Consider the following 22,238-nt stretch of genomic DNA (forward strand, 5'->3'; position numbering starts at 1 on the left):
TGGTGTCGAGCGGTGTCCATGGCGCCTCTCCGCGTTCGGGCTGTACGGGTGCACAACAAGGTGGCGCACCGCGGGGAACGGTGAGCGTCCGGGGGTGCCCGGACGGTGTTGGGCCGTTCCGTTCCATCCTGCCGGCGACGGGCCCCGGCTCCGGTCCGCGGATCGGCCGGTGTGGGCGGGACGACCGGTGGACACACGGGTCAACCGATCGGTCGATGCGCCGTCGGCGCCGTCTGTGCCTGTCAGCGCCCGTCAGACTCTGTCAGCGCTTGCCCCGCGTCGGCCGGCCCGGTGTGACCGCTGCCCGGGCCGGGTTCGTGCTGCCCGGGTCGGGTTCGTGTCGAGAAGGCGCCGAAGCCATCCCACCTGCCGTACACAGCGTATGGATGCCGACGGACCAGGACACAAACACATCCCGACATCATGACACGGCGGTCCGCGCAGGAGCGGACCAGGCCGGTGGCCGAGCGCGGGCCCGCGTCCCGCTCGCCACCCGATGGCGAGGAAAACACCGGTCCGTGCCAGGTGTGTCGACCACCGGGGATAACGTGGGGGCGCCGGCCGCCATGCCGGGGCGACACAACACATCGGTGATCTGGGGGAAGCAGAAAACATGCAGGTCGGAGCTGCCACGTGAGATTTCTGCACACCTCGGACTGGCATCTGGGGCGCTCGCTCCACCGTGTGCCCATGCTGTCCGCACAGGCGACCTTCCTCGACAGGTTGATCACCACCGTCCATGAGCGCGAGGTCGACGCGGTCCTCGTCGCCGGTGACATCTACGACCGGGCCGTCCCACCCCTCGCCGCCGTGGAACTCTTCGACGATGCGCTCCACCGGCTCGCCGCCGCCTCGGTCCCCACCGTGATGATCTCCGGGAACCACGACTCCGCCCGCCGTCTCGGAGTCGGCGCCGGGCTGATCGACCGCGCAGGCATCCACCTCCGAACCGATCCGTCCGGATGCGCCACGCCCGTGCTCCTCGAAGACTCCGCTGGTCAGATCGCCTGCTACGGGCTGCCCTATCTGGAACCCGCCCTGGTGAAGGACGAGTTCCAGGCCGGCGCCGCCCGTCATGAAGCGGTCCTGGCCACAGCCATGGACCGGGTGCGCGCCGACCTCGCAGGTCGACCCGCCGGCACCCGTTCGCTCGTACTCGCCCATGCCTTCGTCGCCGGTGGACAGCCGAGCGACAGCGAACGCGACATCACCGTCGGCGGAGTCGCCGCCGTGCCGGCCGGCATCTTCCACGGCGTGGACTACGTGGCGCTCGGACATCTGCACGGCTGCCAGACCATCACCGACCGGGTGCGCTACAGCGGTTCCCCCCTCCCGTACTCCTTCTCCGAAGCCCAGCACCGCAAGTCGATGTGGCTGATCGACCTCGGTGCGCACGGAGAGATCCACGCCGAACGCATCGAAACGCCGGTGCCACGCCCCCTCGCCAGGCTGCGCGGCACGCTCGACGACCTGCTCACCGACGAGAGCCTCAGCCGCCATGCGGAGGCGTTCGTGGAAGCGACCCTCACCGACGCGTCCCGCCCGCCCGACCCCATGGCCAGACTCACCCGGCGCTTCCCGCACACCCTCAGCCTGGTCTTCGAACCGGATCGCGGCCCCGACGAGTCCACCGCACGCTCCTACGCCGAGCGGCTCAAGGGGCGCGGCGACCAGCAGATCGCCGAGGACTTCGTGGCCCACGTCCGCGCCGGCCAGGGTCCCGACGAGCAGGAGAAGGCCGTGTTGAGCGGCGCTTTCGACGACATCCGGGCCGCAACGGCGGCACACGACAGCGGAGGCGTACGTACGGTGCCCCGGCAATCCACCCCCGGCCGCACGACCGCCGTCGCTTCCGGTGAGGCGACCGGATGAGGCTCCACCGACTCACCGTGACCGCCTTCGGCCCCTTCTCGGGCGAGCAGCACATCGACTTCGACGCCCTCTCGTCGGCGGGGATCTTCCTCCTCCACGGACCCACCGGCGCGGGCAAGACCTCCGTGCTCGACGCCGTGTGCTTCGCCCTGTACGGGGCTGTGCCCGGCGCCCGCCAGAGCCCCGGCACACCGTTGCGCAGCGACCATGCCGAATCCGGCACCCTGACCGAGGTCCTCCTCGAACTCACCGTCGCCGATCGGCGCTTGGAGATCGTTCGACGCCCGGCCCAACTTCGACCCAAGAAGAACGGCAAGGGCTTCACGCCCGAGCGCGCCCAGAGCTGGCTGCGCGAGTACGACGACACCACGGGCACGTGGCAGGCGCTCAGCCGTTCCCACCAGGAGATCGGTGAGGAGATCGCCCAGCTCGTCGGCATGAACCGAGAACAGTTCTGCCAGGTGGTGCTCCTGCCCCAGGGCGACTTCGCCCGTTTCCTCCGCGCGGACGCAGAAGCCCGGGGCAAGCTCCTCGGTCGACTGTTCGACACCAGCCGCTTCGCTGCGGTCGAGGAACGCCTCGCCGAACGCCGACGGGCCGCCGAGGCGCGGGTGCGGACCGGTGACGAACGGCTCCTCTCGCTGGCCCACCGCATGGAACAGGCGGCAGGTGCGGCGGGTGCCGACTGGCCCGCCCCCGATGGACAGCCGGGAGATCCTGGACTGGCCGAGTCCGTGCTGACCTGGGCGGCCATCGCACGGGCCGCGGCCACCGAGCAGCTCGACATCGCCCACCACTCGCTGCGGATCGCCGAGGGCCGACAGAGCGCGGCCCGCTCCCTGTTGGACGACGAGCGGGACCTGCACCAGCGACAGCAGCGCCACGCCGACGCCCGCCGTCGCCAGGACGCCCTGACCGCGCGGCAGCCCGAGCACGACGCCGCCCGACTGCGCTGGGAACGCGCCGAACGGGCCGGCCAACTGGAGCCCGCACTCCGGTTGAGGGACGAAGCCGAACGGGACCACGCCGAGGCGAGCGCCGCACGACAGCACGCCCGCACCGGGCTGCCCCAGGACCTGGGCGACGCAGGAGTGGAGGCACTGTCCGCCCGGGAGCGTCGGCTCCGGCAGGACCTGGGCGGTCTGCAAGCCGCGCGCCGGGCGGAACGCCGCCGTGCCGTCATCGACGAGGAACGGGCCGAACTGGACCGACAGGCACGGGTCGACGACGACGTCCTCGCCGAGGCCCGGGAGTGGCTCGCCGGCTGGGAGGCGCTGCGACACGGTTGTCGCGAGCGCATCACCGCAGCGCAGGAGGCCGCCACCCGCGCCGAGCAACTGGCCGCCCGGATCGGCCCGGTCCGCGGCAGGCTCGAAGCGGCCCGCGAACGGGACCGGCTGGCCCCGCTGAGAGAAAGGGCGGCGGGAGCCCTGCGGCTGGCGCGCGACCGTTCGGCGACGGCGAAGGAGACCTGGCTCGACCTCAAGGAACGCAGGCTGCGCGGCATCGCGTCCGAGTTGGCCGCGAACCTCACCCCGGGAGAGCCCTGCACCGTGTGCGGCTCGATCGAGCATCCCCGCCCGGCGTCCCGCGACGACGACCGGGTTGAACCGGCCGCCGAGGACGCCGCGTACGAGGTGCACACCGCAGCGGAGGCCGCCAAGGCGACCGCCGAGCGCGAACTGGCCGTTCTGGACGAGTCCTGGGCGAGGGCACGCTCTGACGCCCGGGGTGCCATCGAGGACGGCGAAGGGGCTGACCAGGCCGTCGCGGACGCGCTCGGGCACCCCGGCGTTGCGGAACTGGCCTCGCACGTGGAGCGGTTGGAGCGGGAACAGCGACAGGCCCACCTCCTCGCCTCCGGACTCCACGCCGCACACGAAGCCCTCGGCCGGGCCGAGCGCGAGCACCAGGAGCGGCTCGCAGTACGCCAACAGGTGGAGCAGCGGGGCGCCGCCAGGACCTCTCGGCGGGAGTCCCTCGACGAGGAACACACCACCCTCTCGGCCGAGTTGGCGTTGGTACAGGGCGGCCAGGTCGGCATCGACGAACTGGCCACCCAATGGGAACGACAGGTGATCCGGCTCGCCGAAGCGGCCGACGCCACCCGTGCCCACGACGCCACGGCCAGACGCCTCAAGGACGCTGACGACCGGCTGGCCGACGCCGCCTATCGAGCAGGCTTCGACACCCCGAGCGACGCCGCAGCGGCACTGGTGGGCGAGGCCGAACGGCGTGACCTGCGCCAGCGCATCGACGCCTGGCAGACCGAAGCCGCGGCCGTGGCCGATCGGCTCGCCGAACCGGAGACGCGCGCCGCAGCACAACACCCGCCGGCCGACCCGCATACGGCCGAAGCCGCCTGGGAGAGCGCAGAACGGACCCTGCGCGAGGCCACGACGCGCCTCGCCGCGGACCGGCAACGCTGCGCCGAACTCGTCCGCCTGTCACAGACGGCCCACACCGAGGTCCGACGACTCGGCCCGCTGCGCGAGGAGTACGGGAGGGTCGCCCGGCTCGCCGGCCTCACCTCGGGCACCTCGTCGGAGAACGAGCGCAAGATGCGACTGGAGTCATACGTACTGGCCGCCCGGTTGGAACAGGTGGCGGCGGCGGCCAGCGCCAGATTGCAGCGCATGTCGTCGGGCCGCTACACCCTCGTCCACTCCGACGCCCGCTCCGGCGCCCGCCGAGCCGGGCTGGGGCTCCATGTCGTGGACTCCTGGACGGGCAGCGAACGCGACACCGCGAGCCTGTCCGGAGGCGAGACCTTCTTCGCGAGCCTCGCCCTGGCGCTCGGCCTGGCCGATGTGGTGACCGAGGAGGCCGGGGGAGTGCGGCTCGACACCCTCTTCATCGACGAGGGGTTCGGCAGCCTCGACGAGCAGACGCTCGACGAGGTCATCGACGTCCTCGACTCCCTGCGGGAGCAGGACCGCAGCGTCGGCATCGTCAGCCACGTCGCCGATCTGCGCCGCCGCATCCCCACCCAACTCGAAGTGGTCAAGCAGCGCGGCGGCTCGGGGGTGCGGCTGCTCACGGCGCCTCTGGGGGGCTGATCGCCTTTCCCCGGTTGCGGACACCCGGGGCGGGACGGTTGTCGAGGCGCGCCGGCCGGTATTCCGCGAGACAAGGCCGGCGGCCTCGCACAAGATGGTGTGCCATGCCCAAGTACCCATCTCCCCAAGCCGCCTCCCTGCGCCGCGACCCGCTGCCCCTGCGGGGGCGCAACGCCCTCGTCACCGGTGCCAGCAGACGCAGTGGCATCGGCTACGCCGTGGGGCGTCGACTGGCCGCGCTGGGCGCGAGCGTCTACCTCCACCATCACGTTCCGCACGATGCCACCCAGCCCTGGGGCGCTGATCCGGGAGGGCCCGAGGCCGTGGCGGCAGGCGTCAGGGAAGTGTCCGGCGATCCGGAGGCCCGGGTGTGCCACGGTCCGGCCGATCTGGCCGACCCGGCGGCGCCCGGCGCCCTGATCGCCACCGCGAGTGGCGCCCTGGGCGGGACGATCGACATCCTCGTGGCCAATCACGCCCTCAGTGGTGGTGACGGCACGCTCGACGAGATCGATGCGGCGATGCTCGACGCCCACTGGGCGGTCGACACCCGCGCGGTGCTGCTGCTGGTCCAGGCGTTCGCCAGGATGCGGACCGCCGCATCGGCCGGGACCCGCGGCGGGCGGGTGGTGATGATGACCTCCGGGCAGGACATCGCCGGAGGAATGCCCCATGAGATCGCCTATGCCCTCGCCAAGGGGGCGTTGGCATCCGTGACCCGCTCACTCGCGACCGGTCTGGCTGACCTCGGGGTGACGGTCAACACGGTCAACCCGGGGCCGGTGGACACCGACTACCTCGTCGGCCAGGACTACCGGGACGTGGAGGAACGCTTTCCCTCCGGGCGGTGGGGGATGCCGGACGATCCCGCCCGGTTGATCGCCTGGCTGGCCACCGATGAAGCAGAGTGGATCACCGGCCAGGTCATCGACTCCGAAGGCGGTTTCCGCCGCTGACGCCACCCGACCCGGCGAGCCGACCGGTGGTCGGGGAACGTCCCGCCCCCCGCATTCGTACGACGGGCCGCGGACCGTCGTGGACGAGCGCCGCGCCGTGGTGAGGCGCGGCTTGTCCTGCCGGGACCGGGCCATCGGTCGAGCGCGGTCCCGGCAGCCGCGCCCTACAGTCGCGACAGTTCGTCCACGAGGTCGTCCAACCCCAGCGAACCCTGTGACAGGGCGGCCATGTGCCACGCCTTCGCGTCGAAGGACTCGCCGTGCGCCTCCCGTGCCTTCTCCCGGCCGAGCAGCCAGGCCCGTTCGCCGAGCTTGTAGCCGATGGCCTGGGCCGGCATGGAGAGATAGCGGGTCAGTTCGCTCTCCACGAAGTCTTCCGGACGCCCGCTGTGCCGGCCGAAGAACTCCTGCGCCAGTTCGGGGGTCCACCGCTCCCCGGGGTGGAACGGCGAATCCCCGGGGATCTCCAACTCCAGGTGCATGCCGATGTCGACGATCACCCGGCAGGCGCGCATCATCTGCGCGTCCAGATAGCCGAGACGCCGTTCGGGGTCCGGCAGGAAGCCGAGTTCGTCCATGAGTCGCTCGGCGTACAGCGCCCAGCCCTCCAGGTTTGCACTGACGCCGCCGATGGTGGCCTGGTAACGGGACAACTGGTCGGCGACGTGTGTCCACTGCGCCAGCTGGAGGTGATGGCCGGGGACGCCCTCGTGGTACCAGGTGGTCACCAGGTCGTACACGGGGAAGCGGGTGGCGCCCATGGTCGGCAGCCAGGTCTGGCCCGGTCGGGAGAAGTCCTCCGATGGCGCCGTGTAGTAGGGCGCTGCCGCACTGCCCGCGGGGGCGATGCGGGACTCCACCCTGCGCACCTGCTCGGCGAGTTCGAAGTGAGTGCCGTCCAGGGCGTCGATGGCCTCGTCCATCAGTCCCTGGAGCCAGCTCCGCACTTCTTCCACGCCCTCGATGTGTTCGCCGTGCTCATCGAGGTGCGCGAGGGCCTCCCAGGGACCGGCGCCCGGGAGGATCTTCTCCGCTTCCGCCGTCATCTCCGCGAGCAGCCGGTGGTACTCGGACCAGCCGTAGGCGTACGCCTCGTCGAGGTCGAGATCGGTGCCGTTGAAGTAGCGGGACCAGCGGGCGTAGCGCTCGCGGCCCACGGTGTCGGGAGCGTCGGCGACGGCGGGCGCGTACACGTCGCGCATCCAGTCCCGCAGGGCGGTCAGCGCGTCCGTGGCGCTGCGGGCGGCGGACGCGAGGCCGTCGCGCTGTGCCGCGGGGCCCGGTGCCACGAAGTCCTCGAACCAGCTGCTGTCCGTGCCGATCCACTCGGTGAGTTGGTCGATCATCGTCCGGGTGGCCCGTGGGCCGGCCGGAAGCTTCCGCTCCAACCCCAGCTCCAGGGAGGCGCGGTACCCCTCGAAGGCGCGCGGCACCGCCCGCAGCCGCTCGGCGACCGCTGCCCAGTCCTCGTCGGTCGCCGTCGGCGTCACCGTGAACGTCTCCCGCACCTCGTGGATCGGGGAGCGGAGGTTGCTCACTGTGCGCAGTCCCTCGTCCGACTCCCGTACGCCCAGTTCGGCCGTCAGCCGTTCGCGCAGCAACCGACCGCAGCGCCTCTCGGCGTCGCTTGCGGCGCCCGGAAGCTTCTCGGCGTCGTCGAGTCTGGCCAGGGTCTGTCGGGCGAGTTCGATGAATTCCTGCTGACCCTCGGGTGAGTAGTCGGGCAGGAACGGCGAGCTCTCCTTGACTCCCAGATAGGTGCCGACGGTCGGATCCAGTTCGATGAGGGCGTCGACGTACGCGTCGGCGACCTGACGGGGCAGCGGGCTGCTGGGGGTTACTGACATGCACACATCCTCATACGAGTGGGGGGCCCGCGTCACCATCGTCTGGTCGCGGGAGTGTCGCTGACCGGCCATTCCTTCACAACTGACCGGCCAGCGGTCGGTCAGCGGTCATGGGTAACGGGCCCAACGGTCGATCTGCGGTCACAGTCGACATGGTTACCCGACGCCTGCTGGAAGGGGTCGGCGGGGGCTCATCCGGACGGGATTCGGCTGGGATTCGGTCGCCACGAGGCGGGGAAACCGGATGGTTCCCGATGGTCTGTGGTGGTCGGTTCCGCTGGAGTCGGCGCAATCGTACGACCACCCCCGCCGCTGACCGGAGACTCCGCCCACGGCCGGGCGGGCGCTTCTCCGCCGGCCGGACGCAGCTGTCCGAGGCAAGGGAGCGGGGTTGGACACCGCCGCTCGGGCACAGTGCATCGCCTGCTCTGGACGCTACTCTCCGTGACGGGTTGGGGGGTTGAGGCAGGGGCCTCGACGGCTTCGGCCCGCCTTGGCGTCGCTGCCCACCCTCAAGGCATCTGGGCCGGCTGATCCCTGCGGGCCGGTGGCAGCAGCGGTCCGCACTCCCACTGCTGGAAGATCAACCGGGTCTCCACCCGCGCCACCTCGGGACGCGAGGTGAACTCGTCGATCACCAGCCGCTGGAGATCCGCCGTGTCGGCGACGGCGACATGGACCAGATAGTCATCGGGTCCGGTCAGATGGAACAGGGCCCTGGACTCGGGCAGGGCACGGATGCGCTCCACGAACGTACTGATCAGATCCCGACGGTGCGGACGCACCTGCACGGACAGCAGCGCTTGCAGCCCCCGGCCGAGCCGGGCCGGGTCGAGCGCGAGTCGATGGCCGAGGATCACGCCCGAACGGCGCAGCCTGGCCACGCGGTCGAGACACGTGGATGCGGCGATGCCCACGTCCGCCGCCAGATCGCGATAGGTGGTCCGTGCATCGTTCTGTAGGAGGCGCAGTATGCGGAGATCCACCGGATCGAGAGCGATAGATTCGGCCATTGGCCGAACGTAACACGGGATCATGCCCATGCCTCCCGGTAAGTGTTCACCCTGCGGCCATGGAGAACTCAGCCTTCGCCGCCCCGACACCCCGGGCCCTGGCCACCGAAGCAGTCCACGCCGGACGCGAGGACCTCGCGCAGCTCGGCCTGCACGCACCTCCACTGGATCTGTCCACCACCTATCCGTCCCACGACGCGGCTCGGGAAGCGGAGCGGATCGACGCTTTCGCCACCACCGGTGCCCGGCTGGAAGGCCCGCCCGTCTACGCACGGCTCGACAATCCGACCACGGCACGGTTCGAGACCGCGCTCGCCCGGCTCGAAGGCGCTGCGGACGCGGTCGCGTTCGCCAGCGGAATGGCCGCGCTCACCGCCGTACTGTTGGTGCGCGCCAGCATGGGGCTGCGCCATGTGGTGGCGGTGCGCCCGCTGTACGGGTGCAGTGATCACCTCCTCGCCGCGGGACTGCTGGGCACCGAAGTCACCTGGACGGACCCGGCGGGCATCGCGGCGGCGATCCGCCCCGACACCGGTCTGGTGATGGTGGAGACCCCGGCCAATCCCACGCTCGCCGAAGTCGACCTCGCGGCGGTCAGGCACGCGTGCGGCGCCGTCCCCCTGCTCGTCGACAACACCTTCGCCACCCCCGTGCTCCAACGGCCACTTGAGCAGGGCGCCCAGATCGTCCTGCACAGCGCGACCAAGTACCTCGGTGGGCACGGCGATGTGCTCGGCGGGGTCGTGGCGTGCGACGAGGAGTTCGCCGGGCGGCTGCGGCAGGTGCGGTTCGCGACCGGTGGCGTACTGCATCCCCTGGCCGGCTACCTCCTGCTACGAGGTCTCGCCACCCTGCCGGTCCGCGTGGCAGCGGCCTCCGCTTCGGCCGGCGAACTCGCGCGCCGACTCGGCGCCGACCCTCGGGTCACGGCGGTCCACTACCCACGACTCGGCGGCGGCATGGTCTCCTTCGAGGTCGACGGCGATCCCCAGGCCGTCATCGCAGCGGTCCGGCTGATCACCCCCGCGGTCAGCCTCGGGAGCGTGGACACCCTGATCCAGCATCCCGCCTCCATCAGCCATCGCATCGTGGCCGAAACCGACCGTCACGCGGCGGGCGTCAGCGATCGACTCCTGCGGCTGTCGGTGGGCCTTGAGGACGTCGACGACCTCTGGAACGACCTCAGCCAGGCCCTCGACGCCCGGCAGCCGCGTCCCGGACCGCGGCTGATGAACGGAGAGCGGTTGATGAGCGGAGAGCGGCCGGTGGACGGAGAGCGGCTGTCGTCACCCCAAGGCGCGCGGTGATCACCAGGGTGCCCTGCTCCAACTGGTAGTCGAGCGGCAGTCCGAGCCCCCGCATGGCGGACACCATGCCGGTGTTGGACGAACCGGTCACCGCGTACACGCTCCGGCAGCGGGTCTCCCGGGCCAGGGCGATGAGTCGACGCAGCATTTCGGCACCGATGCCCCGGCGCTGCCAGTCGTCCTCGACGAGCAGCGCCACCTCGGTCTCGTCCCCGTCCCACAGCAGGTGACCCAGGGCGACCATCCGTCCCGAAGGGGTTCTGGCGGCGAGGGTCTGGCCGAAACGGGGATCCAGTAGATGGTTGAGATAGCGATGGGCATCGCCGACCGGGCCGTGGTACCGCTGGCGCAGGGCTCGGTCGGAGCACCGCTCGTGCAGGGCCGTCGCCTCGTCCAGGTCCGAGAGACCGGCTCGGCCCACGACGATCTCGTCGCCCTCGGCGAGGGTGCAGACCTCCTGGCCCCGGGGGATGCGCGCGCCGAGCACCGCATCCAACTCCACCAGGGCCCGCGCCCGGGCGAACTCGGTCGGAGTGAAGGCCAGATAGGGCCGTTCCACCGTGATGGCGCCCCCGTCGCCGTCCCTCAGCCGCATCACCGTGCCGTCCAGGACGCCCTCGACGGGCGGCAGGTCCCTGGCACGGTGACCCGACGCCGAGACCGCGGGCCGCGATCTGATCGTGCACCGGCCCAACAGCCGTCGCAAGGACAGCGGGAGCGCAGCGGAGTCCACGGCGGTACGGGCCGCGAGGGCGAGGACCCGCGTCGGCGTGTCGACCACGTCATGGGCATCCGCCCGCTCGATCCAGGTGTCCCGCCCCCCGGCAGCGGTGACCTCGCGGACCAGGTGCTGTGACTCCAGGCGAAACGGGGCGCGGAGCAGGAACTCGTCCACCGTCCCCTCGGTGAGGGGGTGCGTCTGGAGGGTGAGGATGTCCACGCGGAGTCCGGCGAGGGCCGTGCAGAGCGCGGCGAGCGAGCCGGGGGAGTCCGCCACGGTGGTGCGCATCCGCCAGAGGACCGCTTCCTGCTGCTCAGGTGTGGGGCCGGGCGCAGGAGGAGCGAGGCACTCCGAGGCCTCCTTCTGCGCGGTCTTCCGTGCGACCGGATCCGGACCCGGGGCAGCGTTCGTCGCCGGTACCGGGACCGACGCAGGGATCGGCTCGGCGGACGGTGCGCCGAGGGGCGTCGTCGGCCTGCTCGTGCCGGTGGTGGATCCGGCACGGTCGACGAGGACCACGGCAGCGGTCGGGGGAGTGCTCCGGGTGCGGGTGCGACGCCGGGACCAGCCGAGCCACCAGAGCAGCAGCACAGCGGTACTGACCACGGCCGTCGTCACCACGGCCGCGGTGGAGGGCTCCGGGAAGCTCGGCACCGAACCGGATGGAACAGTCGTGGGACCGCTCGTGACCGCGGCCCCTCCGTCCGTGCTCACCACATGGCCGGTGGCGCCGTCTGCCGTGCCGTCGGATTCCGCTGTGGCATCGCGGGTCATGGCGCTGATGACCGCCAGGAGGAGGACCACCGTCACCGCAGCGAAGGCGGCCGTGGGACCGATGAGGGTCCGCCGCCAGTGGCGCGGACGGCGGGTGCGCTGCGCGGACGTCATCTCGGTCATGCACCCACCCTCTCCGAGTCGCATTGCTCCTCCGCGAACGCCGTGTGACCGATGGGTAAAGAGTGGTGCGAGAGGGCTTGATCGAACGGTGGTGTCGACCCCGCCGGGCGCCCGCCGTGCCCTCCCTACCCCAGCGCCCCCAACAGCCGCGCCGCTTGGACGACCGCCTGGGACGAACCCCCTCGACCGGCCAACTCGGCCAGCCCCGGTATCCGCCCATCGGCCCCGTGGACGGAGGCCCGACGTGCCTGAGCTTCCGGATCCGCTGGAGCTTCCGGACGTGCCTGAGCGTCTGAACCTGTCGGCTCTTCCGGTCCGGATCCGGCTCGGGGAGATGGACCGACACCCTCCGGTCCGGCCGCGATCGTGGTGCTCCCCTCCCCGTCGAACGCAGCAGACGCACCGGCTGGTTCGGCGGTCGGCGCCGATGGTCCCGCTCCCATGGCGGTCGTGATCTGCGGGCCGCACTGTTCCACACAGTTCGCGGCGACCGCGAGGAGACCACCCATGGCCCGTGCCGCCTTCGGTGACGCGAGCAGCCCCGGTAGTGCGCCGGCGAGCACCGACCAGACGGTGCGATGGGCACCCGTGGCCGCGGCCGTCCCCAGGGCGTCAGTGATGCGGTTGGGCTTCACATGGCCGTGGGCGACCAAGTCGCCGAGCTCACGGCCCAGAAGGGCCGGATCCAGCTGGCCCCGTACCGCGAGCACCAATAGTGCGTCCACTGCGGTCAGTCGATCGTCGGCGACCCGTACCCCCAGACCTGCTGCCAGTGCCCGGTGCATCGCCCACCCTGCGGGCCCGTTCGGAGCTGCGCCCTCGGCGAGCCGCGGCAGACACCAGGCGCCACCGCGCAGGCTATCGCCGTGGATGTCGGCCACCATCGTCTCCAACAGGCCCGGCACCAGCCAGCTCGCGAGGGCTTCCCGATGGTGCGGCACCACGGCCGGCCAGTGCGGCACCACGCTCTGCCACGAGCTGTACCTGTTGAAACACCCGTAGAAGTGCTGGTGGCGAGGGTCGATCTCCTTGCTGAGCCAGCGGAATGCGGCGGGGAGCTCCTGTTGGATCGCCCGCCGTGCGCGGGCTCGGTCCAGCAGTCGTCGCGTCGCCCGGGCGGGATGCCGTAGGAGACCACCTTCGGTGGCTGGCACGGACTCCGCCCGTTGTTCCTCCAACTCGGGTTGGAGAGCCCGTAGCACCGGGCCCTCGCCCGTGAGCCAGAGCGCGAGCCGGTCGCCCCCCTCTGTACCCAACCCGGCCGCTGCTTCCGCCACCACGCCGGGGTCCCATTCGCCGTCGTCCGTGGTGGCGCGGAGCAGGGCTTGGGTGAAGTCCGCCGGAGCCGGTTCGATGCCGAGCCGGTCGTACTCCCTAAGCCGTTCGACCAGAACGGCCGGGTCGAGCACGCCGTTCTCCCAGGTCGGTGTCGACAGGAGGAACGGCACGGTGCCGTCCTTGACCAGCAGGGCCACTTCCCAGATCCGGGCCCTGGTGATCTCCGCCAGGCCGCTGTACGGGCAGCCGGACGGGGAGGGCGTCATGCTCTGGGCGTTCTGGACGGCCCGGTCGGAGATCCTTCCCAGCAGGGCGGCGGCGACCACGTCCACCCCGTGGACACCTCGTTCGAAGTGGGTGTCGAGGTGGGGGAGGCGGGAGAAGTGCGGCTGGGCCCACCAGCGGTGCGCCATGGCGCTGCGCAACTCCGCGAGCAGGGGCTCCCGCTCGCGGTGCACGAGCCGCACCAAGCCGTCCAACGCCCGTTCGAACGCTCCCGGGTCCACCAGTCCGCTCCGCACCACGACGGACAGCTCCGCCACGAGTTCGGCGCTTGACACGGCCGGAGGAGCGAGCCTGACGGGCTCGGGCACGACGGGTAGCAGCTCCACATGGTCGCTCGGGTCGGACGCCTCCGCCACCACGCCGAACAGTTCGGTCGCCGCCGCACGGTGCACGGGGCTCAGGAGCATTGCCGACGAGGCCAGTTCGCCACGGAGGTCGTCGTCCGCCGGCAGCAGATGACGGGACACCAGCTTCAACGCCCGCTCCTGGACGATCACGTCGTCATGACCGAAGGCTTCGCCGACCACCGGCAGGAGCTCATGGACGGCTGCCGAACTCTCCGCGTACTCCTTGTCCGCCGCGCCCTTGGCGCCTGCCTTCCTCCTCAGCTGGGTGTGCGGGCGCAACACCTTCCCCAGCAGTGACAGCTGAGCCGTGACCAGCTTCTTCTCGGTGCGGAAGAAGACGGCACTCGACACCTCGGCGAGGGACCGCGTCGACAGGGCTCCGGTCTCGGCGAGTCGGGCGAGCACGGATTGAGCGATCGCGGCGACCGGGGTCGAGCCGTCGGCGGCCATGCCCTGCCAGTCGGGAACCCGGGACGCCTCTTCCTCAGGTGTCAGCTCCAGACGTCGCAGCAGGCCGAGGAAGAAGCGCAGTTCGCCCGGCTTGCCCCCACGCAGCAACCGCGCAACACAAGCGTCCACCACCACGGTGCGTTCGACGGTTCCGTCCTCGGTGAGACCGACCAGCACCGAGGGCCAGTGCGCGGGCGTGTCGGGATCCGTGAACCAAACCATCGAACCGGGCAGTTGCGGGGTTTCGAAGAGCCGGGGCACCAGCAGCGGCGTGTGCGGGTCCGCCGCGAGTCGATCGCGCAGTCGGTACAGGGCGCCGGACCGCGACCTGGTCAGCTCGTCGACCCAGCCGTACACATAGCCGTCGGTGGTGGGCACCGGGCACCCGGAGAGCTCCACCAGCCGGCGGATCAGCCAGTGGTCCTCCTGGGCGGTGGAGGCGCGTGCGGCCAGTCGATGGGCGACATCGGCGAGCCAGTCGGCATCCCGGTCCTTGAGCACTTCGACGATCACATCGCGGGGCGGGTTGGTCACGGTGCGCAGATCCCGGGCGCCCAGCCAACTGGCCGCGGCTGCGGCACCGGTGTGGCAACCGGCGCCTGCGACCAGCAGTGCGGCGGCTGCGTCGTTGCGCTCCCGCCAACTGGGCCAACGGCTCCGGTCGTCCTGGCGCAACTCGACCCGCAGGGCCTTGAGCTCGGCCAGACACGCCTTCCGCTCGGCGGGACCCAACGGCTTCAGCAACGAAGGAACCTTCTTGAAGTGGCCCGCCGCCACGGCTTCCAGCACCTTGCTCATCGGACACCGTCCATCGTGGCGCGCCCGGCGGGAGCGGAGACGGTCGCTTCGCGCCGGGTGATGCGCACGGCCAGCGCGTGCTTGCACGGTCCGCGCTGGCCCAGGTGGTCGGACCACCAGGCACAGGTGCACCGCAGCCGGCCGTCCTGCTCGCGCACCTGGTACACCCGCTCGCCCGAAGTCACCGACGCACCTTCCGGGTGGAGCGCGACGGCCCGGGACGACACCAGGTGACGTGCCGCCACCAGACGCGGATTGTGTCGCTCGACCCGGTCGGCGTCATAGGGGAGTTCGCGGTGGAAGTACGCCGCGTCAGTCACGTCGTAGCCGACCCGGCCGGCGGTTCCGAGCCGCACCAGGGCCGCTCGCACCCGTGCCACCGACAGACCGGAGCGGCTCGCCAGATCGGCGGGGTCGATGGTCGGCTCCCAGGCGAGCAACACCGAGATCAACTCGGCGTCCTGGGCGGCCTCCTCGGTGGCCAGGGCTTCGAGCACACCACCCTCTCCGGAGAATCCCCGCCGGGTGTCGGGCGAGAGGGTGAGCGTCAGCCTCATGCCGGGTAGCACCACCTCCCAGGCCGTTGAGGTGGGGGAGCCCGAGCCGCCGGGCGTCGCCGGTCCGTACACCCGCAGGGCGACGGCGTGACGCAGGACCCGGCGCAGGGCGGTCAGTCGCTCGGGTCCCGGCAGACAGACGGCCCCGGCCACCGGGCGGGTCGTCGGTCGCAAGGTCCTGCCCGCGGGCACCACCCACTTCGCGCCCGAGGACGCACGCCCCGTCGACGTGGGCAGGGACCGCAGGAAGCGCACCGCCTCCGCCGCCGGCAGTTCAGCTCGTAGATCGAAACCCGCCGTCGCCACCTGGGCTTCTGCGAAACCCCGCAACCAACGGTCGGGGAGGGGCACCTTCTTCTCCACCACCGACCCCTCCAGGGTGGTCACGGCCAACTCTTCGGGACCCACCCGCAGATGCAGGGGGCTGTCACCGGTCATGCGGGACAGGGCTTCACGCAGCGGATTGTTGACGTCCACATTGGTCGTGCCCCGGCCGGTCTCCCTGCCGTCCAACCCCTCGCGCAGCACATCCAGTCGGGCGTAGACCCCGCAGCACCCCGAGAAGGACTCGAACCGCAGCCGATCGCCGTTGCCGGTCACGACCGGGTCGAGCAGGGGGCGCGGGGTGGGGTCCACATAGCGGGCTGCTGCCACGTCCGCGACGGCCAACAGACCCCGCGCCGCGGTCTGGGGAGAGGTGAGGAAGCCCGAGAAGAAGTGGGGGTGCGCTTGCGCGCCGACCGGTGTGAGGCCCCCCGAAGTCTCCAGTCCGAGAAGGGGGCCGCCGGCTGACGACTCAAGGGTGGACGGGCGTGCGTAGGCGAGCGCCTGCATGGATCGCGTCATGCAAATGACCGTAGGCGCAGGCACTGACAATCGACCGTGATGAGAACGCCCCACCTGCGACCGGACCCGGGGAAAGCCCAGTTCAACGGTACCGACGGGAGTTATCCACAAGGGCACGCGAGCCGATGGCAAGATCCGCTCAGACCGCAGCGGCACGGCACCGGAAGGGCCCGGAACCTCCGGCTCCGCTGCTGCTCACGGCGCGCAGGCACCCGCCAACAACCCCACGCCCCGGGCGATCTCGGACGGGGACAGATGGGCATACCCCAACACCAGATCCACACCCGTACGGTCCGTGCCGTCCGTGCCGTCCGTGCTGTCCGTGCCTGCCGCGGCGGCCCGCCGCTGGGCAGGTGTCGCATCCGTCCCCACGACCCCGGCCAGCACGGCACCTCCGGTCATCCGTTGGTCCGACAGCAGGCGTACGGCAACACCCGCACGCGCCGCCCGCTCCCGGAACGCCTCCTCGGGTCCGTACCGGGCCGGCAGCCGCGCGATGATGTGCAGTCCCGCGGCGATACCGCTCACCTGAGTACCGGGAAAATGCAGGTCAAGAGCCCGTACCAGGGTGTCCCTCCGCTCCCGGTAGGCCCGCTGGCAGCGGCGCAACTGCCGGTCGTAGCCTCCGCGGTCGACGAAGTCCGCCAACAGTTCCTGATCCAGCGCCGGATTGCCGAGGTCCATCGTCCGCTTGCGTTCCACGACCTCCTCCAAGAGCCGTTGCGGTACGACGACCCAACCGAGCCGCAGGCCGGGGGCCAAGGACTTGCTGACCGAGCCGCTGTAGGCGACCCGATCGGGGTCGAGGCCCTGCAGCGCACCCACCGGGGCCCGGTCGTAGCGGAAGTCGCCGTCGTAGTCGTCCTCGATGATCAACCCGTCCACGGCGCGCGCCCAGTCGAGGAGTTCGATGCGCCGCCGCGCCGAGTAGGCGATCCCGGTGGGGAACTGATGGGCCGGTGTCGTCATCACCGCCCGTACGCCCGATGCACGCAGCGGCCCCATCGCCAACCCCTCGGCGTCCAGGGGCAGCGCCGCCATGTCCAGTCCGACGCCGGTGAAGACCGGCCCGTGACTGGGGCTCCCCGGGTCTTCGACGCCCATGCTCCGCAGACCGTGGGCGTACAGCACGGAACCGAGCAACGCCGTCGCCTGGGTGACTCCCGAGCAGACGACCAGACACCCGGGGTCCGCCACGACGCCGCGCCGCCGGGTCAGAAGGGCGGCCAACTGTGTGCGCAGGGCAGGCAGCCCCCGTGGGTCGGGGTAGCCGAGGGACTGGTGGGGCAGCCGAGCGAGGACGGACTTGTGCGTCGCAGCCCAGGCGCTTCGAGGAAAGAGGGAGAGGTCCGGTGTGCCCGGGCGAAAGTTCATCTGTACGGCAGCGGACCGGGGTGCGGGCTCGTGCGCCGTACGGACGCCCCCGCGTGCCGCCTCGCCCACCCATGTGCCCGAGCCCCGGTCGCTGCGCAGATAGCCCTCGGCCGTGAGCTGCTCGTACGCCTCGGTCACCAGCCCCCGCGAGACTCCCAGATCGGCCGCGAGGTCCCGACTGGAGGGCAACCGCGTGCCGGCCGCCAGCCGGCCCGCCCTGACCGCGTCGCGCAGGGCGGACTGGAGCACCCGCCCGCGTTGACGTGCGGGGGCGGCCGCCGCGGGAAGCAGCAGCTCCCACGCCGTCGACCAGGGCCTGTCCCCGGTGGGGACCCGCTGAGGAGACCGCACACCCCCGGGGCCTTCGAGGTGTTCCGCCATGGTGCTGGTGCTCGCTTCCCTAGGGTCTTTCCGGACCGCGCAGACCGCCCGCCCCTCGACGGCCGTCTCTGATCGCCGAACGCCGCACGCCCATCGGATGGTTCCAGACCCGTGTTGGAGCCCCACAGTCACCACGGACCGCGGCGATCGACCGGGCTCCCGAATTGGTCCTCGATGACCTCACGAAAGTGGCCCTTAAAGGGGACCGCCCGGCTCCCTAGCGTCAGGGGCATGGACCACCGACCCCCGCATCGCTCCCACTCCGACGCCCTCCGCGGCGTCCTGCTCGTCTCCTTTGCCTACTGCCTTGTGGGAGCCTCGTTCACGGCCAACAGCGTGCTCGGGGAGTACCCGTACGCGGGCGGCCAGGCCGTACGGTACGCACTCGCCTTCCTGCTGCTGCTCCCCCTGCTGGGCGGTAGGGCCGCCCTCGGGCCGGTGGCCGCGTTGAGGCCCGCTCAGTGGGGACGCATCGCCCTGCTCGCGGGGGTCGGCATGGTCGGCTTCAACCTGGCCATCCTTGCTGCCGAACGCACCGCCGAGCCGGCGGTTCCGGGGGTGTTCGTGGGCTGCGCCCCGGTGGTGGTCGCCGTCCTCGTCCCCCTCGTCGACGGTCGACGACCCACCCGTCCGGTCCTGTGGGGAGCACTGCTGGTGGCCGTGGGGGCGCTGACGGTCCAGGGATGGGGGCGAACCGACACCGCGGGCATCGTCTGGTCGGTGGCCGCGCTGATCGGGGAGGTGGGGTTCGCGGTCCTCGCCGCACCGGTGCTGCGTCCGCTCGGGCCCCGGCTCCTGACGGCCTGCGTCTGTGCCGTCGCGGCGGTCGAATCCACGATCATCGGTCTGGTGCTGGATGGTTCCGGTTTCGTTCGGATGCCGGACGGGGCGGAAGCCGCCGCCCTGCTCTGGCAGGCTGCCGTCGTCACCGTGATCGGCTTTGTGACCTGGTACATGGGCATCCAGCGCATCGGCACCGAGCGCGCCACCCTCTTCACCGGTGTGATTCCAGTGACCGCGGCCCTCACGGCTCCGCTCGTGGGTGCCGGCACCTTCGGCCCGGCGCAGGCCGCTGGCGGAGTGCTCGTCGGATTGGGCGCGGTGTTCGGGTCCGGGGTGTTCGGCGGCCGACGCCGAAGGGATGCGGTGCCACCGGAGCGGCCGTTGGACACCGCGGGGGAGCCGAAGGAAGCCGATCGGACCGGACGTTAGCCGTCCGCTCCTGGCGCATCCGCGGTGCGTGTGCCCGCCGCAGAGCGCCAGGAGCGCCGCCTTCCGTCCCGTCCGCGTTCAGCGGCTGCTGCCGTCGAGCAACACCCGCGCGACCAGCGCCGGATCGTCGTTCATGGGTACGTGTCCACAGCCCGGCAGCCGCACCAGACGCGCGCCGGGGATGGTGCGTTTGGCGCGCACGCCCTGGCGCCGCAGCAGGAGGCGGTCCTTGGTGCCCCAGGCGATGGTCACGGGCACGTCCGGCACGTCGTCCGTGAACCGGACGCCACCGCCGGCGGCCAGGGTCTGCTGGAAGCCGGTCGCCGCGCGTAGCGCGAGGGTCTCGGCGATGACCGCATCCGGTGCCCGCCTTGCGGGGCGGGCGTAGATCGTCCCGGTCAGGGCCGTGCGCCCGGCCGTGGTCTTGGACAGGCCCTCGATCAGCGGCAGCGGTAGCGCACGGGCAGCGGCCCGCATCGACCTGAGGGTGCCGAACGCATATCGGCGTTCGGCTTCGCTCCAGAAACCCGCAGGCGAGAGCGCCGTGACCGATCGGACGATCTTTCCCCGTCCCAACTCAAGGGCCAGCAGTCCGCCCAGGGAATTACCCGCAACATGCGGTCGCTCGACGCCCAGTGCCGTACAGAAGGCACCGAGCGCGGTACTGATGGTGGGCAAGTCATAAGAAATCCCACCAGTCAATGGCGGCGAGATTCCGAATCCGGGCAGGTCAACGGCGATGACATCCCGTTCGGCGGCCAAGATCCCCAGCACGGGTTCCCACGCCTGCCAGTGATGTCCTATGCCGTGCAGAAGCAAGAGGGGTTCTCCCGCTCCCGCCCTTTCATATGAAACAGATAGTTTTCGGCTGCCCTGGGGTGATGCGACGGAGAACGAAATACTTGCGACCATGTCTCCCACTCCCTCGTGTCACCCCTGCGTGAGCGCTGTAGACGGGGTGTCAGCAATGATTACCCTTCGGTAGCTTTTGGTTCAAGAGGACCGTCACTTCCAGCCGGGGCGTTCGGGCCCGGCTGGACACCCGGGGGCCGGTTCGGTTGGGATGGACGAGTGGCGACCGATACCCTCACCGACGTCTTCGAAGAGCACCGCCCAGTCCTGACCGGCGTGGCGTACCGCATGCTGGGTCGGGCGGTCGACGCCGAAGACGTGGTGCAGGAGGCGTGGCTGCGCTGGTCAGCGCGGGGTTCGGATGGTGGCGCCGCCGCCCCAGAGGTGCGGGAACCGCGCGCCTATCTCGTCCGCATCACCGCCCGACTCGCGATCGACCGGCTCCGTCAGATCCGCTCGCGCCGGGAGTCGTACGTCGGGCCATGGCTCCCGGAACCGATCGCCACGGACTTCGCCGCCACGTCGGCCGACGCCGCGGAGCGTACGATTCTGGCCGAATCGGTCTCCTTTGCCGTCCTTGTGGTCTTGGAGTCGCTCTCGCCCCTGGAACGTGCAGTGTTCGTGCTGCGCGAGGCGTTCGGGTTCCCCTACGGAGAGATCGCCGCCACGCTCGATCGTTCCGAAGCCGCCGTGCGTCAACTGGCGGTCAGGGCCCGTCGACGGGTCGACGAGCGCAAACCCCGCTACCGCGCGAACCCCGAGGAGTGTCGCGATCTGACGGAGCGCTTCCTCGCGGCTGCCTCCGGAGGTGACCTGGAGGACCTGTTGGGACTGCTGGCGCCCCAGGTGCGGCTGGTCGGCGACAGTGGTGGCAAGAGCAAGGCGCCGCTCCGGATCATGGTCGGTGCCGACAAGGTCAGCCGGTTCCTGCTGGCCGTCGGGCAGACGCCGGTGCCGGCCGCCGACTACCAGCTCACCGAGATCAACGGTGCACCGGGCATCGTCCTCCGTTCCGCGGGGAAGCCGGACACCGTCGTCCAGCTGGAGATCGCAAACGGGCTCGTCCAGTGCATCTACATCGTGCGCAACCCCGACAAATTCGCTGCGATCGCCTCGCTTTGATGCATGGCTTCGCACGTCGGAAGCCATGGTCCGAAAAGTCGAAAACGCGTGGACTGTGCATAAGGCGCACCGTTCCACGGTGCGAACGCCCCATGAACGCTTGTATAAGGCAGCCGATTTTCCTGGTGTGGCGAGGCAGGATTGGTCTTGACCAAGGTGCCGCGTCGCCTTATCGTCGGCTGAGATAGTGCAGGAACCTTTAATAAACAAGGGCGCGGAAAAGCCGCCGCTGACACGGCGAAATGCGGAGGATCAGGGTGGGGACCACGCAGCTGGAATCAGTGCCGGAACCGAAGTACTGGCACCTGAAGAACGTGATCGGAGAAGCACTCGACTCTGACTTCTCAGTCGGTGAGGTCCTGCCCAACGAGCGTGACCTCGCGGCTCGCTTCGGGGTTGCCCGGGCCACGCTCCGGCAAGCTCTCGAACAACTCGAACTCGAAGGACGACTCCAGCGCCGGCGCGGAGTCGGTACCACCGTCGCGCCACCGCGCGTCGGGGTGGACGTCTCCACCAGCCGCCCGGCCTGGCCCGGGGCCGCCCAGGACGCCTGGCAGTCCTTCGACTGCGCCAAGGCGGTTCCGCCGGCCGCGGTCGCCCGGATGCTCGGCACCGGCACGGAAGACGAGACCTACGCGCTGCGCAGGCTGCGTGTCTCCCACGGCCACCCGGTCGCCGCGGAACTGCTGTACGTCCCGGTGGCGTCCGTTCCCGACCTGTCGGCCATAGACGCGCCGTCCGGTCCGTCCCGGGCCCGCGCGGTCCTGCGGGAACTCCAGCGCCTCGACCTCGACGGCCAGGACCGTTCGGTCGAGTTGGGTTCGGCCCGCGCCGACGACGCCAAGGAACTCGACCGACTCCCCGGTGCACCCGTGTTGGTGGTCACCACCCGGTACCTGTCCCAGGGCAGGACCGCGGCCGTGACCGTCGCTACCTACCGCGCAGACACCTGCCGGCTCACCTTCGGTGACGCCGGTGACGTGGAGATCAGCCACCCCGTGGAAGAGCGCCGCGCTTCCTGAGTGGGCGTTCCACACCCTCCGCGCCGCTCCTGGCGGCACGGA

General features: G+C 70.9%; 13 protein-coding genes and 1 pseudogene. 7 read left to right on the forward strand and 7 right to left on the reverse strand.

Annotation, left to right across the window (positions count from 1 at the left end; translation table 11 throughout):
• Positions 1-633: 633 nt before the first annotated feature.
• The 3 genes from ABZ348_RS16665 (at position 634) to ABZ348_RS16675 (ending at position 5,887) form a co-directional block, all read left to right on the forward strand.
• The gene (locus ABZ348_RS16665) at positions 634-1,872 is read left to right on the forward strand and encodes an exonuclease SbcCD subunit D (protein WP_358933589.1); all 1,239 of its coding nucleotides are present in this window, start codon (positions 634-636) and stop codon (positions 1,870-1,872) included.
• Positions 1,869-4,931, forward strand: a complete 3,063-nt coding sequence (locus ABZ348_RS16670; RefSeq protein WP_358933591.1) for an SMC family ATPase — start codon at positions 1,869-1,871, stop codon at positions 4,929-4,931. The genes ABZ348_RS16665 and ABZ348_RS16670 overlap by 4 nt, the downstream gene beginning before the upstream one ends.
• 104 nt (positions 4,932-5,035) lie before the next feature.
• A complete protein-coding gene (locus ABZ348_RS16675) occupies positions 5,036-5,887 on the forward strand; it encodes an SDR family oxidoreductase (protein WP_358933592.1) in 852 nt (283 codons plus the stop codon).
• A gap of 164 nt (positions 5,888-6,051) precedes the next feature.
• Here the strand turns inward: ABZ348_RS16675 and ABZ348_RS16680 are convergent, their stop codons facing one another.
• Together ABZ348_RS16680 and ABZ348_RS16685 are read right to left on the reverse strand one after the other, a co-directional pair.
• Positions 6,052-7,734, reverse strand: coding sequence for a DUF885 domain-containing protein (locus tag ABZ348_RS16680; protein ID WP_358933594.1), 1,683 nt, complete (start codon positions 7,732-7,734; stop codon positions 6,052-6,054).
• A 512-nt stretch (positions 7,735-8,246) separates the two neighbouring features.
• Positions 8,247-8,747, reverse strand: coding sequence for an Lrp/AsnC family transcriptional regulator (locus ABZ348_RS16685; protein WP_358933596.1), 501 nt, complete (start codon positions 8,745-8,747; stop codon positions 8,247-8,249).
• A gap of 59 nt (positions 8,748-8,806) precedes the next feature.
• On the opposite strand from ABZ348_RS16685, the gene ABZ348_RS16690 reads away from it, so the two are divergent.
• A complete protein-coding gene (locus ABZ348_RS16690) occupies positions 8,807-10,054 on the forward strand; it encodes a PLP-dependent transferase (protein ID WP_358933598.1) in 1,248 nt (415 codons plus the stop codon).
• Here ABZ348_RS16690 and ABZ348_RS16695 read toward each other — a convergent pair.
• The 4 genes and pseudogenes from ABZ348_RS16695 to ABZ348_RS16710 form a co-directional block, all read right to left on the reverse strand.
• Positions 10,041-11,672, reverse strand: a pseudogene (locus tag ABZ348_RS16695) (GNAT family N-acetyltransferase); the annotation flags it as partial. The gene ABZ348_RS16690 and the pseudogene ABZ348_RS16695 overlap by 14 nt on opposite strands.
• 125 nt (positions 11,673-11,797) lie before the next feature.
• Positions 11,798-14,830, reverse strand: a complete 3,033-nt coding sequence (locus ABZ348_RS16700) for a DUF6493 family protein (protein WP_358933600.1) — start codon at positions 14,828-14,830, stop codon at positions 11,798-11,800.
• A complete protein-coding gene (locus tag ABZ348_RS16705) occupies positions 14,827-16,233 on the reverse strand; it encodes an SWIM zinc finger family protein (RefSeq protein ID WP_358933602.1) in 1,407 nt (468 codons plus the stop codon). Before ABZ348_RS16705 ends, ABZ348_RS16700 begins: the two co-directional genes overlap by 4 nt.
• Before the next feature lie 195 nt (positions 16,234-16,428).
• Positions 16,429-17,988 carry a PLP-dependent aminotransferase family protein gene (locus tag ABZ348_RS16710; protein ID WP_358933603.1) on the reverse strand — a complete coding sequence of 520 codons (1,560 nt, stop codon included), beginning with the start codon at positions 17,986-17,988 and terminating at the stop codon, positions 16,429-16,431.
• A 231-nt stretch (positions 17,989-18,219) separates the two neighbouring features.
• Between ABZ348_RS16710 and ABZ348_RS16715 the strand changes: the two genes are divergently transcribed.
• A complete protein-coding gene (locus tag ABZ348_RS16715; protein ID WP_358933604.1) occupies positions 18,220-19,200 on the forward strand; it encodes a DMT family transporter in 981 nt (326 codons plus the stop codon).
• 78 nt (positions 19,201-19,278) lie between these two features.
• On the opposite strand, the gene ABZ348_RS16720 is transcribed toward ABZ348_RS16715, so the two are convergent.
• Complete coding sequence (locus ABZ348_RS16720) at positions 19,279-20,112, reverse strand: alpha/beta fold hydrolase (protein ID WP_358933605.1); 834 nt, start codon at positions 20,110-20,112, stop codon at positions 19,279-19,281.
• 159 nt (positions 20,113-20,271) lie between these two features.
• On the opposite strand from ABZ348_RS16720, the gene sigJ reads away from it, so the two are divergent.
• Both sigJ and ABZ348_RS16730 read left to right on the forward strand, forming a co-directional pair.
• The gene (gene sigJ / locus ABZ348_RS16725) at positions 20,272-21,174 is read left to right on the forward strand and encodes an RNA polymerase sigma factor SigJ (protein ID WP_358933607.1); all 903 of its coding nucleotides are present in this window, start codon (positions 20,272-20,274) and stop codon (positions 21,172-21,174) included.
• 257 nt (positions 21,175-21,431) lie between these two features.
• Positions 21,432-22,196, forward strand: a complete 765-nt coding sequence (locus ABZ348_RS16730; RefSeq protein ID WP_358933609.1) for a GntR family transcriptional regulator — start codon at positions 21,432-21,434, stop codon at positions 22,194-22,196.
• Positions 22,197-22,238: the final 42 nt, after the last annotated feature.

The organism is Streptomyces sp. NPDC005963, from assembly GCF_040638655.1.
In the GTDB taxonomy this organism is placed as follows: domain Bacteria; phylum Actinomycetota; class Actinomycetes; order Streptomycetales; family Streptomycetaceae; genus Streptomyces.